Here is a 15,626-nt window from a genome sequence, read left to right on the forward strand (position 1 = left end):
TGCCGTTAATGCTGTAGGCAATATGACCTCTATTTTTCGTGCTGTTGTGGTAATTGGCCTGTTAAGTCTGTGTAACGTCGGCACCGTCCTGGCGGCAGCCCCCGTGACTGAAAGCAAGCCCGCAGCCAATACCCAGCAGAAGACTTCGGCGAAGAAACCGGCGCCGGTTAAAAAAGCCCCGGCGGCCAAGAAAAAAACCGGCGTCGTGAAAAAACGTGCACCGGTGGCGAGTAAATCCAAATCTGCCCAAGAAGTAGCCCAGACCAAACTGCCACCGGCACAGTTGGACCTGTCCTTGCCAACCGAAATGGTCAGGCACTTGCAGCCCCTCGGCACTATGCCTAAACCCAAGAGCGTGCCGCTGTTGCCGCCGATGTTTGCGGAAAAACCCACCGACAACAGCGCGTTCCAGATCAATGGCCGCCTACTGAGCAACCAGATGCAGTTGCAGCTGCGTAACGAAGAGCGCCGCGACATTGAAGGCGCTGCGCTGGATTTCGAATTCAAGCAATAAAATTGCGCGCTTAGGTGACGCACGCCCTCGACCATCTGTCGCAGACTGGTCGGTCACTTTTGTTTTGTGCGAAAAACCCCTGTTAGACCATTTTAAAACGGCTGTTTAAGGGCGTACTCTAGCCCGGCCATCCATATTGAGTCGTCGAGGACCTGCCGGTCATGAAATGCCGTGAAGGCTGTGGCGCATGCTGCATTGCCCCCTCCATCAGTTCACCGTTACCGGGAATGCCCAATGGCAAACCTGCGGGAGAACGTTGCCTGCACCTGTCGGTCGAACAGCTATGCCAGCTGTTCGGGCAACCGGAGCGGCCGGCGGTGTGCAGTGATTTCAAGGCAGACCTTGAGGTGTGCGGCAATGATCAGGCCGATGCGATCCGTTTGATCGGCTGGTGGGAGCAGATGACGGCGGCTTGATGGGCTTTACTATCGGAACTTCAAAAATAAGGAATACAACAATGGGTTCGTTGAAACGATTGGCTGTGTTGTGCGGTTTTACGGTGTTGTTTGCTGCCACTGCCCAGGCTGAAGATTGGCAAGTCGCCAAGGACGAAGACGGTATCAAAGTGTCCTTGAGCGAAATTGCCGGCTCCAAGTACAAGGCTTATCGCGGTGTCACCCTGATCAAAGCCCCCGTCGCCAAGATCCAGGCCCTGCAGGAAGACGTGGCCGGTGCCTGCGCCTGGATCCACGAATGCAAATCGCAAAAACTGCTCAAGACCGAAGGTGACAAGAGCTGGACCTACACTCAGTTCAAGGCGCCGTTTCCGGTGACCGACCGCGACTCGATCCTGGAGATCACCACCTCCAAGGCCGCCGACGGCACCGTGACCCGCAAACTGCTGGAAGTGCCGACTTATCAGCCCGAAGTCAAAGGTTACGTGCGCGTAGCCCAAGTGGAAGGTTACTGGAAACTGGTGCCAAAGGGCGATAACCAGACCGAAGTCACTTACCAGGTGCACACCGAGCCAGGCGGCAGCGTGCCATCGTGGCTGGCCAACAAGTTCGTGGTGGACGCACCGTTTAACACCTTGAAAGCCTTGAAAGAACACGCTGAAAAATAAGCGCAGTTGATCCGGTGCCTCAGGCCTTGAGTGGAACGTTTGCCGACCGCTCAAGGTCCAGATAGATGTGAGCCCACACATGGGCTTTATCGAGGAGGAACCGATGCAAACGTGGCAGATTACCTTCGTAGATGATCACGGTGTAAAGACCGTGGAGCAGTTCGCCTGCGCGCAAAAGCCCAGCCTCGAAGATGCGGCGCACATGATCCGCAACAAGCTCGTGCCCGTGGCCGCCGAACTTGATCTCAATGACCTGGAGGGCCGCAAGCCCGAGCCGACGGTCAAGATCCTCAAAGATCAGAACAGCATTCAAATCCTCGACATCTCACCCGCCGCCTGAACATTTCCTGTAGGACCACGAAACCCCTCTGGTGGAGGTGATAGCTTCGCGCTACTCTGCAATTGAGATCAGCGAATGAATCGCTAAGGTCTGGTCTTGTCAGCTACAGGCTTGTTTTCCAACGGTGTTGTATTTGTCGTAGCTCCCGCGCCAGTAGGGCGCGGGCTTCGGGAAGCACGGAAAGTCTATCCATCGGTTTGAGGAGGACGTTTCATGAGCACAGCCTATCAAGAAGACATCAGCACCAACGTACTGCGCCGGATGAAAGAAGGCGGGTTCGACTTCTCGCGTTTTCACCCCATCGAGTTCTACGCCATTTTCCCGGATGAGGAACGTGCGCGCAGGGCTGCGGGTCGCTTTCGCGGGGAATCCCTGAATGCCCAGGTCAGCGCGCGCGACGATGGCGCCTGGTACCTGGAGTTGAGCAAAATCATGTTCGCAACCTACGACGGCATAGGAGACTTCGAGCAAGACTTTGAGGCGGTGGTGGAACCGCTGGGCGGCATCATCGAGGGATGGGGCGTCAAGCAGGAGGTGCGTGGGTTACCCATGTAGTGCGATTTGTATGAGTAAAGCAGCGTATCGGCTGACCTTAGGGTCGGCCGTTTTTGTGTGTGCTGTATGAAATCTCCTAACCGCCCACCTCACTTTTCTTGCACCAAAAAAAAGCCACCCCAACAGGGTGGCCCAAAGGGAAGAGCGGTTCGCTGAAACTGTAAGACGTGTCCTGTTCAGCCGATGGGGGTGATTATCCGCAAGCGTGGGCGGGCAGTGAAATCAACTCTGGCTATGCTGTTGATAGTCAAAACCCGCATTACGATGAAGCGCGGGGCGTGACGGCGGGCATTCTGCGCACCAGGAAGGTGCGAGTGGATTCCGTTATTTATTCAACTCACTGATTTTTAAGTGTTTATGCCGATGGCGCGGGCCTTGCAACACGGCTTGCGTCCGAGTGACAAGGAGTACGGCATGACCCGCACTTATTACGATGAAATGTACGACGGGGCAGGGCAGGTCCGGCCCCATTACCGCGAGTTCGCCCGCTGGTTGGCTGATACGCCCGCCGAACTGCTCGCGCAACGTCGGCGTGAAGCCGATTTGCTGTTCCACCGTGCCGGCATCACCTTCACCCTTTACGGGGACGAGCAGGGCACCGAGCGCCTGATCCCGTTTGACACCATCCCACGCAGCATTCCCGCCAGTGAATGGCGGATGGTCGAGCGTGGCTGCATTCAACGGGTCAAGGCGCTGAACCTGTTCCTGGCCGACCTGTACCACGGGCAACGCATCATCAAGGCCGGCATCATCCCCGCCGAACAAGTGCTGGCCAATGACCAATACCAACTGGCCATGCAGGGCTTGAACCTGCACCGTGATCTGTATTCCCACATCTCCGGCGTCGACCTCGTGCGCGACGGTGACGGCACGTACTACGTGCTGGAAGACAATTTGCGCACGCCAAGCGGTGTGAGCTACATGCTCGAAGACCGCAAGATGATGATGCGCCTGTTCCCGGAACTGTTTGCGGCCCAGCGCATTGCGCCCATCGACCACTATCCCAACCTGCTGCTCGACACCCTGAAAAGCTCAAGCCCACTGGATAACCCAAGCGTGGTAGTGCTGACACCGGGGCGTTTTAACAGTGCGTTTTTCGAGCATGCCTTTTTGGCTCGTGAGATGGGCGTGGAACTGGTGGAGGGCGCCGACCTGTTCGTGCGTGATGACCGTGTGTTCATGCGCACCACCGACGGTCCCAAGGCCGTGGACGTGATCTACCGTCGCCTCGACGATGCGTTCCTCGACCCGCTGGCCTTCAACCCCGACTCGATGCTCGGCGTGCCCGGCCTGCTGGCCGCATACCGCTCGGGCAATGTAGTGCTGGCCAATGCGATCGGCACCGGGGTGGCGGATGACAAATCGGTGTACCCGTTTGTCACCGAGATGATCCGGTTTTACCTGGATGAAGAGCCTATTCTGCAGAACGTGCCGACCTTTCAATGCCGCAAGCCTGATGAATTGTCCCACGTGCTGGCCAACCTGCCGGATCTGGTGGTCAAGGAAACCCAAGGCTCCGGCGGCTACGGCATGCTGGTCGGCCCAGCCTCCACTGCGGCGGAAATCGAAGCCTTCCGCGCCCGTATCAAGGCCAAACCCCACGCCTATATCGCCCAGCCGACCCTGTGTTTATCCACCTGCCCGACCTTTGTTGAAAACGGTATCGCGCCACGGCATATCGACCTGCGCCCGTTCGTCTTGTCCGGCAAGGAAACCCGCGTGGTCCCCGGCGGCCTGACCCGCGTGGCGCTGCGTGAAGGGTCGCTGGTGGTCAACTCGTCCCAGGGCGGCGGCACCAAAGACACCTGGGTGGTCGAGGATTGAACCATGTTGAGTAGAACTGCCTCGGATTTGTACTGGATGTCTCGCTACCTGGAGCGCGCGGAAAACCTCGCGCGCATGCTTGATGTCAGCTATTCGCTGTCGCTGATGCCCCAGGATGGACGCGGCGATGGCCTGCACGAACTGGCCATGCCGCTGCTGATCACCGGCACCCTCGATGATTACCACGCGCGTCACGGTGAGTTGCATGCCGAGCGCCTGCTGCACTTTTTCGCACTGGACGCGGCCAACCCGGCGAGCATCTACAGCTGCCTCGGCGCCGCGCGGGCCAGCGCCCATGCGGTGCGCGGGCGAATTACCGCTGACATGTGGGAAAACATCAACACCACCTGGCTGGATATTCGCGATATCGCCCGGCAAGGGCTTAGCCGTTATGGCATGAGCCGTTTTTGTGAATGGGTCAAGGAGCGCTCGCACCTGTTCCGGGGCGCCACCTACGGCACCATCATGCGTAACGATGCGTTTCGCTTTATTCGCCTGGGCACCTTTATCGAACGCGCCGACAACACCCTGCGGCTGCTTGACGCTCGCTACGAAATGGCCGGTGACCAAGCAGCCGTCGTCACCGACGGCACGGCCCACGCCTACTATCAGTGGAGCGCCCTGCTGCGCGCCTTGTCGTCGTTCGAGGCCTACACCGAGATCTACCGCGACGCGCCCGGCGCCCGGCAAGTGGCTGAATTACTGTTGCTACGCGCCGACGTCCCGCGCTCATTAAGGGCGTGCAGCGAAGAGATCGACCAGATCCTCGCCAGCCTGCCCGGCATCAACGGCCGTCCGGCCCAGCGCCTGGCCGCCGAGATGGACGCGCGCCTGCGCTTTACCGCCATTGACGAAATCATCGAGGAAGGCCTGCACGCCTGGCTGACCGACTTCATCCCCTTGGTGCGCCAGTTGGGCGACGCCATTTACAGTTCCTACCTGGAGGCCGCATGAGACTCTCCATCAGCCACGAAACCACCTACCACTACGAAGACCAGGTGCGCGCCAGCATTCAGTACCTGCGCCTTACGCCCCACGACAGCGAGCGCCAGCATGTGATCAGCTGGCAGCTGGATTTGCCGCGCCCGGTGCGCGCGCAAGTCGACCCGTTCGGCAATATCCTGCACGTGTTGACCCTGGATGAGCCCCACGATGCGATCATTATTGGCGCCCGAGGCCAGGTGGATATCGACGAGTTGCGTGAGGCGGAACACGAGAACCAGTCAGCGTTTCCGTTCCTGCGCAGCACGCGCCTGACAGAACCCGATGAAGCATTGCTGGGTTTTGCGCAACAGCACTGCCAGCAACGTCGCGATCGCAACGCGTTGATCGACCTGATGCACGCGCTCAACCAATCAATGGTCTACACGCCTGGCGCCACCGAAGTCGACACCTGCGCGGCCCAGGCCTTTGCCGGGCGTGCAGGCGTGTGTCAGGACCACACCCACGCGTTCCTGGCCTGCGCGCGCAGCCTGGGGATACCTGCGCGGTATGTGTCGGGGTATTTGTACACCGAAGACAGCACGCACCTGGCGAGCCACGCCTGGGCCGAAGCCTGGCTGGATGACGCCTGGTACAGCTTTGATGTGACCAACCAACTGGCCCGACCGGAGCGGCATTTGAAGCTGGCCGTAGGTTTGGATTACCTCGACGCCTGCCCGGTGCGCGGTATGCGCAGAGGCGGTGGGCATGAGCAAATGCATGCCAAGGTGTTCGTGGCGCCGACGCCGGTGATTTCGGTGCAGCAGCAATAGGCACAGCACTTTAAGTGTGGGAGCTGGCTTGCCTGCGATAGCAGTGGGTCAGCTACACCTGTGCGGGCTGGCAGGCCGCTATCGCAGGCAAGCCAGCTCCCACATTGGATTTGTGATGGGCTTAGGGTTGTTGCTTACGCCCCGCCATATGCTTCAAGTACCCCACCAGCAAATCCAACTCGCCATCGGGCAGCACACTGGCGTTAAACGCCGGCATCTTCGCCTGTGGCCAATGCCGCAAGCTCTGCGGGTCGCGGATGTAACGCTTGAGGAAATCCCCGCTGAAATACTCGGTGGGGTTGTAGGGAATATTCAAGTCCGGCCCCACCTGCGCATCGCCGGCGCCATTGAGCCGATGACACGCCAGGCAATTCTTCTGAAACAGCGCAAAGCCCTGGTTGACCGGGTCATTCGCCGCCAACTTCGGGTCAGGCAACAAGGCCGGAAAACGCTCAGCCACCGTCTTCAATTGCTTGATCTCGGACACCTGGAACGGCCACTGTTCAGGGCTGATATGCCCGGCTTGCGGGTCGGTCCATACCAGATAAAACGGCCCGGCACTCGGTTTACCGTCTGCCAGTGCAGGCCACGGCTGGGCCGGGTCTTCCACTGCCAGCCAGGCGCGGGCACCGTGTTTCTCCAGAAGCGGCGCGGCTGTCAGTTCTGCGGCGAACCCATCCAGGGCCACGGCTTGCAGATGGTTCGCAGGCGTGAGACCCGGTAGCAGAGAGGCCAGCGGCACGGCGCGATAGGTCATAGTGCGCTTGTAGGAAACGTCATCGACGATCTGCACCGTCTGCGCATCCGGGTGCTTGAGCAGCTCAGCGGTCTGCCAGGTCTTGCGGGTGTGGTCGAGTTCGATGGTCAATTGCGCGGCCGTTGCCGGCAGGGCCAACAGCAAAGCGAGGAAGGCAAGGATCGGTTTCAAGGGAGAGCCCGGTTCTAGGTGGCGGTGGCGCCCACAATACCGGAAAGCTGCGCGCAAAAAGACAGCCCCTGCAACAGGACCGCTATGCGCAATGTCCTGGCAGGTGCTGCCAAAAGCTGCAGTCCTGGTGCTGTGTGTGCACGGAATCTGGAGGCTGAATCGTCACCCGATAACCTTGGTTAAATTGGGCAGGATCAGAATCAGTGTGGTGGCGAACAGAATAAGTCCCGCCTGACGTACTTTCGAATGTTTAAACATGGCTGACTGCCTTTTGTTGTTATTCCTGAGCGTCAAATGCGTGCCGATAAATTTCAGTATCGCGATGTGACGTTGCACTTTTCTTACAACTGCCCCAGCAAAACCCGGCAGCAGCTTCCTACTGATTCAACCTTAGAGCCCTCGTTCTTCGCGGCTTAGATCCATTTCATATCAGCTAATCAGTATTAGCGCTAAAAACGGCATGAGGCTTAGTGCCATCTTGGCGCCAGCCCTAGGGCTAGACAGCTAAAACGATTAATCAGCGGTTTCCCATAGCTGCCTACCGTTCGTCCGAGCGAGGGGGTCAAAAGCAATGAGCGCATCGGTCATTGAAACCGTGTCAATCGGGCCTGAAGGTAGGCACACACGCACTGGCTGCTCGAGGATGTCATGACCCAAGCTTTGATCTTTGATGCGATACGTACGCCCCGTGGCAAAGGCAAGGCCGATGGTGCCCTGCACAGCGTCAAACCGGTCAACCTGGTGGTGGGCCTGCTGACGGCGCTGGCGCAACGCAGCGACCTCGACACGCGCCAGGTGGATGACATCGTCCTTGGCTGCGTCACCCCGGTGGGTGACCAGGGCGCCGACATTGCCAAGACCGCTGCACTGGTGGCCGACTGGGACGTCAGCGTTGCTGGCGTGCAGATCAACCGCTTTTGCGCCTCGGGCCTCGAAGCGGTGAACCTTGGCGCAATGAAAGTGCGCTCGGGCTTCGAAGACCTGGTGGTGGTCGGCGGTGTCGAGTCCATGTCCCGCGTGCCTATGGGCAGCGACGGCGGCGCCTGGGTGCTCGACCCGCAGACCAATCTGCACAGCCACTTCACGCCACAAGGCATTGGTGCGGACCTGATCGCTACACTCGAAGGCTTCACCCGCCAGGACGTCGACACCTTCGCCCTACAGTCCCAGCAGAAAGCGGCCAGGGCTCGTGCAGACGGTTCCTTCAACAAGTCGCTGATTGCGGTGCAGGATCAGAACGGCATCGTGCTGTTGGACCATGATGAATTTATCCGTGGTGACTCCACCCTCGAAGGCCTCGGCAAGCTCAAGCCAAGCTTCGAAATGATGGGGCAGATGGGGTTCGACGCCACCGCGCTGCGGGTCTACAGCCATGTGGAGCGTATCCACCATGTACACACGCCCGGCAACAGCTCCGGCATTGTCGACGGCGCTGCGTTGATGCTGATCGGCTCCGAGGCCAAGGGCCGTGAATTGGGCCTGCAACCACGGGCGCGCATCGTCGCCACGGCGGTCACCAGCACCGACCCGACCATCATGCTCACCGGCCCCGCACCGGCGACGCGCAAGGCGTTGGCCAAAGCCGGTCTGCGCGTTGAAGACATCGACCTGTTCGAAGTCAACGAAGCGTTTGCTTCCGTGGTTCTCAAGTTCATCAAAGACATGGGCATAGACGCCGCTCGAGTCAACGTCAACGGCGGCTCCATTGCCATGGGCCACCCGCTGGGCGCCACCGGCTGCGCGATCCTTGGCACCCTGCTCGACGAGCTGGAGGTGCGTCAGCAGCGCTACGGCCTGGCCACCCTGTGTGTCGGCGGTGGCATGGGCATCGCCACCATCATCGAACGCCTCTGAGCCCAAGGAATTTGTCATGACCGAAGCCATTCGTTACGAAAAAGGCCAGGACCAGATTGTGGTGCTGACCCTCGACATGCCCGGCCAGAGCGCCAACACCATGAACGGCGTGTACCGGGAGGCCATGGCGGCCATCGTCACACGCCTTGAGGCGGAAAAGGCCAACATCGCCGGCGTGGTTATCACCTCGGCGAAGAAGACTTTTTTCGCCGGTGGCGACCTCAATGAACTGATCAAAGTCGACAAAGCCCACGCCAAGGCTTTCTACGACAGCGTGCTGGTGTTGAAGGCGCAACTGCGGCGCCTGGAAACTCTCGGTAAACCGGTGGTGGCCGCGATCAATGGCGCAGCGCTGGGCGGCGGTTGGGAGATTTGCCTGGCGTGTCATTACCGCGTTGCGCTGGATGACAAATCTACCCAGCTTGGCCTGCCGGAAGTCACCCTGGGCCTATTACCGGGCGGCGGCGGGGTAGTGCGCATGGTGCGCATGCTGGGGCTGGAAAAGGCCTTGCCGTATTTGCTGGAAGGTAAAAAAGTGCGGCCGCAGCAGGCGTTGCAGGCGGGTTTGATCAATGAGCTGGCGGCGGATCGCGATGAGCTGCTGGCCAAGTCCCGCGCCTGGATTTTGGCCAATCCCGAGGCCAAACAACCGTGGGACAACAAGGGCTACCAGATCCCCGGCGGCACGCCGTCAAATCCAAAAGTTGCGCAGATGCTGGCCATCGCGCCGTCGATTTTGCGCAGTAAAACCAATGGCTGCTTCCCCGCGCCGGAGAAAATTCTCTGTGCGGCTGTAGAAGGCGCCCAAGTGGATTTCGACACTGCGCACCTGATCGAAACCCGCTACTTCACCGAGTTGGTCACCGGGCAAGTGGCGAAAAACATGATTGGCACCTTCTGGTTTCAGCTCAATGAGATCAACGCCGGCAGCTCACGGCCGAAAGGTTTTGCCCCTTATGTCACGCGTAAGGTGGGCGTGCTGGGCGCCGGGATGATGGGCGCGGGCATTGCGTATGTGAGTGCCTGTGCGGGCGTTGAGGTGGTGCTCAAGGACATCAACCTGGCGGCGGCCGAGAAGGGCAAGGCGCATTCTGCCGCGCTGCTGGACAAGAAAGTCAGTCGTGGGCAATCGACCGCCGAACAGCGGGAAAGCACCTTGGCGCGGATTCATCCTACGGCCTCCGATGCCGACCTGGCCGGCTGCGACCTGATCATCGAAGCGGTGTATGAGGACCGTGAACTCAAAGCCAAAGTCACGGCGGCGGCGCAAAGCGTGGTCGGCAGCGATGCCGTGATCGCTTCCAACACCTCCACCTTGCCCATCACTGGCCTGGCAACAGCGGTGCCCGATCAAGGCCAATTCATTGGCCTGCATTTCTTCAGCCCCGTCGACAAGATGCCGCTGGTAGAAATCATCAAGGGCGCACACACCCGCGACGAAACCCTGGCCCGAGGTTTTGATTTCGTACTGCAAATCAAGAAAACCCCGATAGTGGTCAACGACAGCCGCGGCTTCTTCACCTCGCGGGTGTTCGGCACCTTCACCAACGAAGGCATCGCCATGCTCGGCGAAGGCGTGGCAGCGCCGATGATCGAAACCGAAGCGCGCAAGGCCGGTATGCCGGTGGGGCCGTTGGCGGTGTCGGATGAAGTGTCCCTCAGCTTGATGAGCCATATCCGACAGCAGACGGCGAAGGATCTGCAAGCCGAAGGCAAGCAAGTGCCGGCTCACCCGGCGACGGCTGTGATCGATCTGTTGGTGAATGAATACAAACGCACGGGCAAGGCGGCAGGCGGCGGTTTTTACGACTACCCCGCAGGCGGGCACAAGCATCTGTGGCCCGAGCTGAAAACCCGCTTTGAACAACCCGGCAAACAGATCTCAGCGCAGGATGTGCGCGACCGTTTACTGTTTATTCAGGCGATTGAAACCGTGCGGTGCGTGGAGGAGGGCGTGTTGATGTCCACGGCGGATGCCAATGTGGGCTCTATCTTCGGCATTGGCTTTGCCGCGTGGAGTGGCGGTGCGCTGCAGTTTATCAACCAGTATGGCCTGAACGACTTCATTGCCCGGGCGCGTTACCTGGCCGAGCAATATGGCGAGCGGTTCTCACCGCCAGCGTTGTTGCTTGAGAAGGCTGCACGGGGTGAACTATTTGCCTGATCAAACCGCCCTGTTTTGAATGATGGAGAACCCCTGTGGGAGCGGGCTGGCCCGCGATAGCGTCATATCAGCCGATATTTGCAGTGGCTGACACACCACTATCGCGGGCAAGCCCGCTCCCACAGGTAGTCACTTGGCGGGACTTGCTTTGCTGGGGTGTTTCAAGGCAGGCTCTGGGCTGTGCATTATTCCCATCACTGTGTCAGGTATTTTTTATGTCGCTACGCGTCTGTATCCTGGAAACCGATATCCTGCGTCCAGGCTTGATCGATCAATACCAAGGGTACGGGCAGATGTTCAAGCGCCTGTTCTCCAAGCAACCGATTGCCGCCGAATTCGTCATCTACAACGTGGTGCAGGGCGAATACCCGCCAGCTGACGAGGTATTTGATGCCTACCTGATCACCGGCAGCAAGGCCGATTCCTTCGGCACCGACCCGTGGATCCAGACCCTCAAAACCTACGTGCTTGAGCGCTACGAGCGTGGCGACAAGTTGCTGGGCGTGTGTTTCGGTCACCAGTTACTCGCGCTGCTGCTGGGCGGCAAGACCGAACGCGCCAGCCAAGGCTGGGGCATGGGCATCCACGACTACAAGCTCAACGCCAAAGCGCCGTGGATGAGCCCGGTGGTGGAAGAATTGACCTTGCTGATCAGCCACCAGGACCAGGTCACCGCGCTGCCGGACAACGCCACGGTGATCGCCTCCAGCGATTTTTGCCCGTATGCCGCGTACCACATCGAAGACCAGGTGCTGTGCTTCCAGGGCCACCCGGAGTTTATCCACGACTATTCCCGCGAGTTACTGGAGATTCTTCAGACAACCCTGGGCGAAAAGGTCTACACCCACGGCGTGGCCAGCCTTGCGCGTGACCACCACGGTGCCACCGTGGCGGAATGGATGATGCGCTTTGTCGCCCACAAGCCAGAGGCTGCGGCTTAAAGCCAGCCCGACCGTTTAAAGCTGGCCCACAAACTGGTGCAGCCCACCGCAATAAACCCGAGCACCGCAAAATAGCCGTAGTGCCATTGCAGCTCGGGCATGTTCTGGAAGTTCATCCCATAAATCCCCGCCACCGCCGTGGGGAATGCCAGAATCGCCGCCCAGGCGGCGAACTTGCGCTGCACCACGCTTTGCCGCGAAGCCTCCAGTAACACACCGATTTCGATGGTCTGGCTGGCGATATCGCGCAGGGTAGTGAGGTCCTCCATCTGCCGCGTCACGTGGATCTGCACATCGCGAAAATACGGGCGCATATTCTTGTCGATAAATGGGAAGCTGAGCTTCTGCAGCTCCTGGCTGATCTCCACCATCGGCGCCACATACCGTTTGAGCCGCAGCACATCGCGGCGCAGGCCGTGCAGGTTTTGGATATCGTGCTCGCTCAGGGAACTGCACAGCACGTTGCGCTCCAACTCATCAATCTCGGCGTGGATCGCTTCGCTCACCGGCTGGTAGTTTTCGGTGACGAAATCCAGCAGCGCATAGAGTACGAAATCTTCCCCATGCTCCAGCAACAACGGCCGCGCCTCACAGCGCTGGCGCACAAAACCGTAGGACGCCGAGTGGCCGTTGCGGGCGGTGATGATGTAGCCGTTGCCGGCGAAGATATGGGTCTCGATAAACTCCAGCTTGCCGTTTTCGCGCACCGGTGAGTAGGTGACGATAAACAGCGCATCGCCGAAGGTTTCAAGCTTGGGGCGGCTGTGTTTTTCCAGGGCGTCTTCGATGGCCAGCTCATGCAGGTTGAACTGGCGTTGCAGGTTGGCCAGCTCCTGGGCGCTGGGTTCTTCCAGGCCGATCCACACAAAATGGTCGGGTTTGGCGGCCCAGGCGGCGCCTTCGTCGAGGGTGATATCCGTGACTTTCTTACCGGCGCTGTAAACGGCTGCCGCAACAACTCTACCCATGGTGCAGATCGCTTCTTATTAGGAGGACAGGTGTTGGGCAGCTTAGCCTGAATGGCGTTCCCTTGTTGCGGTGCAGAGGTCAGCTTTTTGTGGCGAGCAAGCTTGCTTGCGCTGGGGGCGAAGCCCCCCATCAATCACAAAGGCGCAGGTGCCCAAGCGGTTTGCAGCTCATGGTCCATCTCGGCAATGCATGCCTCCATCTGCGCCTGACACGTCTGCATCAACGCCGGGATGTCATCCGAAGTCAGCCCGACGGTAGGAATCGGCGGCAACGAGCGTATGAGCACCTCACCGCTGTTCCAGCGATTGAGCTGCATATGCTTGACGTAAGTGCTGGCGCACACCTGCACAATCGGTACGCCAGCCGCAATCGCCATATGGAACGCGCCCTTCTTGAACGGCAGCAAACCTTTGCCCAGGTTGCGTGTGCCTTCGGCGAACACCCAAATCGAGGTGTCCTCATGCTGCAAGGTCTGTGTGGTCGTAAGCATCGCCCGGCGCGCCTTGTGCGCATTGCCGCGGTCAATCAACACATTGCCCGCCAGCCAGAACAACTGGCCGAACAACGGCACCCACTTCAGACTCTTTTTAGCGATACACACCGTGCGATGGGGCACCACATTGCCGAATATAAACAGGTCATAGTTGGACTGATGGTTGGCGATGACCACACAGGTGCCGGGCTTGTTACGCAACGAGTCGACATCGGCCTTAAGGCGCAAGCCCAGGATACGCATGGCAGGCAACGCATAGAGACGAGCACACAGGCGGCTGTTGTCCGGGTTGAACGGCCGGCACACACCCAACAGCACGCCCAATACCCCGGCGACCATAAAGTGCAGGCCCATCAACAACATACGTAACAGAAAAAGCATCGACACAGCCCATCGGGACAAAAGGTGGCGCAGTGTACGGATGTGCACTGTATTCGGCAATTGCCCCTACAGACGTAGGAGATGGGCGATGTTTAAGCACATGTTTCAACGTATGCCGACATAGCCCGACTAGAGCGGCTAAAGACGTTTCGGATTTATTTGTAAGAAAAAGCCCGACTCAAGGTCGGGCTTTGGCACATCAGCTGTAGGTATCTAGACAATTATTGACGGTGGCCACCTATTCTGTGGCGAGCGGGCTTGCCCCGCGTTGGGCTGCGAAGCAGCCCCAAAACCAGGCCCCGCGTTCTTTCAGGCGAAACCTCAGTGCCTTTACTGGGGCCGCTGCGCAGCCCAACGCGGGGCAAGCCCGCTCGCCACAACAGCCCGCTCAGAACAGATGTTGCCTTTAGCTACTCAGCTATAGGGCATTAGCCCAGGTTGTGGCCCTGATCCTGAATGATTGCATCATCCAAGGCTTCCAACAGTGCCTTACGCACCTTCAACTTGGTGTGTTTGTGGGCGTTCATATTGATCTTCTTCAGCTGCCGCGCAGCCTCCAGGGCCGCTGCGTGCAACTCCTCCGGCGCCACCACCTTATCCAGGAAGCCAGCGCCCAACGCGCCCTGCGGATCAAACATCTCGGCATTGATCACCGAACGATGAAACGCCGATTTACGCAGACGATCCCGCGCCAACTCGATACCGGCGTGGTGCATGGTCATGCCGATCGCCACTTCGTTCAGGCCAATGCTGAACGGGCCTTCCACGCCAATCCGGTAATCCGCCGACAACAGCAGGAACGCACCCTTGGCCACCGCATGCCCAGGGCACGCCACAATCACCGGGAACGGGTGCGACAACAGGCGCCGCGCCAACGTCGAACCCGATGTCACCAGGCCAATGGCTTCTTTAGGCCCAGCGGTCATCACCTTCAAATCATAACCACCCGACAGAATCCCCGGCGTGCCGGTGATGATCACCACCGCCCGATCCTTCTCGGCCTGATCCAGCGCAGCGTTGAACTCAGCAACCACTGCCGGAGAAATGGCGTTTACCTTGCCGTTGCTCAAGGTCAGGGTCGCGATACCGTCTTCGAGGTGGTAGGCAATCAACTCACTCATGACGCGGTTCCTTGTAGGAATTGTTATAGATAGGCTGTTAATAGAAGCGCATGCGCAGACGTTACCCACCACGCCCGCCCCGGTAAAGCGCCGTGACTGACTACACAGTCAGACTTTTCCCGCATTCCCAAGGGTAGACGGCCCGCAGCAGGGCACAGCCGCCGCGCCAGACACCCGCAACCGATGCCCAAGAATGGCAGATTCACCACCCCTCACCGAGCGAGTCCCGGCATAACCGTCTAAGCGCATGAAAATTCTGAAAAAAACCTTTGCCATCAGAAAGGCTTTCGACTACATTAGCGCGCCTCGACAGACTGAACTGGTTTGACGAGATACGGTGAAGTGTCCGAGTGGCTTAAGGAGCACGCCTGGAAAGTGTGTATACAAGAAATTGTATCGAGAGTTCGAATCTCTCCTTCACCGCCACATTCTACAAACACAAACCCCTGATTTTCCTAGTGAAAGTCGGGGGTTTGTGGTTTTTGGCGTCCAAAAAATAGCCCCATGGGGCCGTCATGGGACTAGTGCGCATTTTTGGTGTGTTTTTTGTTCGCGAGATGCATTGCATCTCTGCGCCGTTGATTGGGTATGCGGTTGGCTAACTTTGGCAGGTAGCTGCAACTCAATGGTGTCAATCAAAGCAAAGGCGATTCATTGCCATACCTAATCTCCTCCCTTATTTGATTCTCTGTGCTGTGCATCCAGCGGAGGGATTGATCCGTATG

The 15,626-nt window shown here is 58.9% G+C and carries 15 protein-coding genes and 1 tRNA gene; 12 read left to right on the forward strand and 4 right to left on the reverse strand.

Annotated features, from left to right (window positions below; translation table 11 throughout):
• Positions 1 to 22 precede the first annotated feature (22 nt).
• From AB4P96_RS09410 to AB4P96_RS09445, 8 genes are all read left to right on the forward strand, one after another.
• A complete protein-coding gene (locus AB4P96_RS09410) occupies positions 23 to 514 on the forward strand; it encodes a translation initiation factor 2 (protein WP_236460248.1) in 492 nt (163 codons plus the stop codon).
• Positions 515 to 675: 161 nt separating this feature from the next.
• Positions 676 to 930: a YkgJ family cysteine cluster protein gene (locus AB4P96_RS09415; protein ID WP_017138333.1), complete on the forward strand. Its 255-nt coding sequence runs from the start codon at positions 676 to 678 to the stop codon at positions 928 to 930.
• 41 nt (positions 931 to 971) lie between these two features.
• The gene (locus tag AB4P96_RS09420) at positions 972 to 1,577 is read left to right on the forward strand and encodes an START domain-containing protein (RefSeq protein ID WP_099548766.1); all 606 of its coding nucleotides are present in this window, start codon (positions 972 to 974) and stop codon (positions 1,575 to 1,577) included.
• A gap of 103 nt (positions 1,578 to 1,680) precedes the next feature.
• The gene (locus AB4P96_RS09425) at positions 1,681 to 1,917 is read left to right on the forward strand and encodes a hypothetical protein (RefSeq protein ID WP_026013791.1); all 237 of its coding nucleotides are present in this window, start codon (positions 1,681 to 1,683) and stop codon (positions 1,915 to 1,917) included.
• Between the two features lie 213 nt (positions 1,918 to 2,130).
• Positions 2,131 to 2,472 (forward strand): ribonuclease E inhibitor RraB, encoded by a 342-nt coding sequence (locus tag AB4P96_RS09430; RefSeq protein ID WP_003193463.1) that lies wholly within the window; start codon positions 2,131 to 2,133, stop codon positions 2,470 to 2,472.
• A 414-nt stretch (positions 2,473 to 2,886) separates the two neighbouring features.
• Positions 2,887 to 4,296 (forward strand): circularly permuted type 2 ATP-grasp protein, encoded by a 1,410-nt coding sequence (locus AB4P96_RS09435; protein WP_017138329.1) that lies wholly within the window; start codon positions 2,887 to 2,889, stop codon positions 4,294 to 4,296.
• Between the two features lie 3 nt (positions 4,297 to 4,299).
• Positions 4,300 to 5,250 (forward strand): alpha-E domain-containing protein, encoded by a 951-nt coding sequence (locus AB4P96_RS09440; protein ID WP_017138328.1) that lies wholly within the window; start codon positions 4,300 to 4,302, stop codon positions 5,248 to 5,250.
• Positions 5,247 to 6,050, forward strand: a complete 804-nt coding sequence (locus AB4P96_RS09445) for a transglutaminase family protein (RefSeq protein ID WP_170040894.1) — start codon at positions 5,247 to 5,249, stop codon at positions 6,048 to 6,050. Before AB4P96_RS09440 ends, AB4P96_RS09445 begins: the two co-directional genes overlap by 4 nt.
• Before the next feature lie 121 nt (positions 6,051 to 6,171).
• On the opposite strand, the gene AB4P96_RS09450 is transcribed toward AB4P96_RS09445, so the two are convergent.
• Complete coding sequence (locus AB4P96_RS09450) at positions 6,172 to 6,978, reverse strand: cytochrome c (RefSeq protein ID WP_017138326.1); 807 nt, start codon at positions 6,976 to 6,978, stop codon at positions 6,172 to 6,174.
• Positions 6,979 to 7,626: 648 nt separating this feature from the next.
• On the opposite strand from AB4P96_RS09450, the gene AB4P96_RS09455 reads away from it, so the two are divergent.
• The 3 genes from AB4P96_RS09455 (at position 7,627) to AB4P96_RS09465 (ending at position 11,937) form a co-directional block, all read left to right on the forward strand.
• Positions 7,627 to 8,832, forward strand: coding sequence for an acetyl-CoA C-acetyltransferase (locus tag AB4P96_RS09455; RefSeq protein WP_395600709.1), 1,206 nt, complete (start codon positions 7,627 to 7,629; stop codon positions 8,830 to 8,832).
• A gap of 16 nt (positions 8,833 to 8,848) precedes the next feature.
• The gene (locus tag AB4P96_RS09460) at positions 8,849 to 10,996 is read left to right on the forward strand and encodes a 3-hydroxyacyl-CoA dehydrogenase NAD-binding domain-containing protein (protein WP_169985018.1); all 2,148 of its coding nucleotides are present in this window, start codon (positions 8,849 to 8,851) and stop codon (positions 10,994 to 10,996) included.
• Positions 10,997 to 11,211: 215 nt separating this feature from the next.
• Entirely contained in the window at positions 11,212 to 11,937 is a 726-nt protein-coding gene (locus tag AB4P96_RS09465; protein WP_017138323.1) for an amidotransferase, read from the forward strand.
• On the opposite strand, the gene AB4P96_RS09470 is transcribed toward AB4P96_RS09465, so the two are convergent.
• From AB4P96_RS09470 to AB4P96_RS09480, 3 genes are all read right to left on the reverse strand, one after another.
• Positions 11,934 to 12,905, reverse strand: coding sequence for a magnesium and cobalt transport protein CorA (locus tag AB4P96_RS09470; protein WP_099548771.1), 972 nt, complete (start codon positions 12,903 to 12,905; stop codon positions 11,934 to 11,936). The two genes, AB4P96_RS09465 and AB4P96_RS09470, sit on opposite strands and share 4 nt — an antisense overlap.
• A gap of 134 nt (positions 12,906 to 13,039) precedes the next feature.
• Positions 13,040 to 13,780: a 1-acyl-sn-glycerol-3-phosphate acyltransferase gene (locus AB4P96_RS09475; RefSeq protein WP_017138322.1), complete on the reverse strand. Its 741-nt coding sequence runs from the start codon at positions 13,778 to 13,780 to the stop codon at positions 13,040 to 13,042.
• A 428-nt stretch (positions 13,781 to 14,208) separates the two neighbouring features.
• A complete protein-coding gene (locus AB4P96_RS09480; RefSeq protein WP_017138321.1) occupies positions 14,209 to 14,901 on the reverse strand; it encodes a crotonase/enoyl-CoA hydratase family protein in 693 nt (230 codons plus the stop codon).
• A gap of 336 nt (positions 14,902 to 15,237) precedes the next feature.
• On the opposite strand from AB4P96_RS09480, the gene AB4P96_RS09485 reads away from it, so the two are divergent.
• Positions 15,238 to 15,327 (forward strand) — tRNA-Ser (locus tag AB4P96_RS09485).
• Positions 15,328 to 15,626: the final 299 nt, after the last annotated feature.

Origin of the sequence: Pseudomonas sp. B19125, from assembly GCF_044218855.1 — a bacterium.
In the GTDB taxonomy this organism is placed as follows: domain Bacteria; phylum Pseudomonadota; class Gammaproteobacteria; order Pseudomonadales; family Pseudomonadaceae; genus Aquipseudomonas; species Aquipseudomonas edaphica.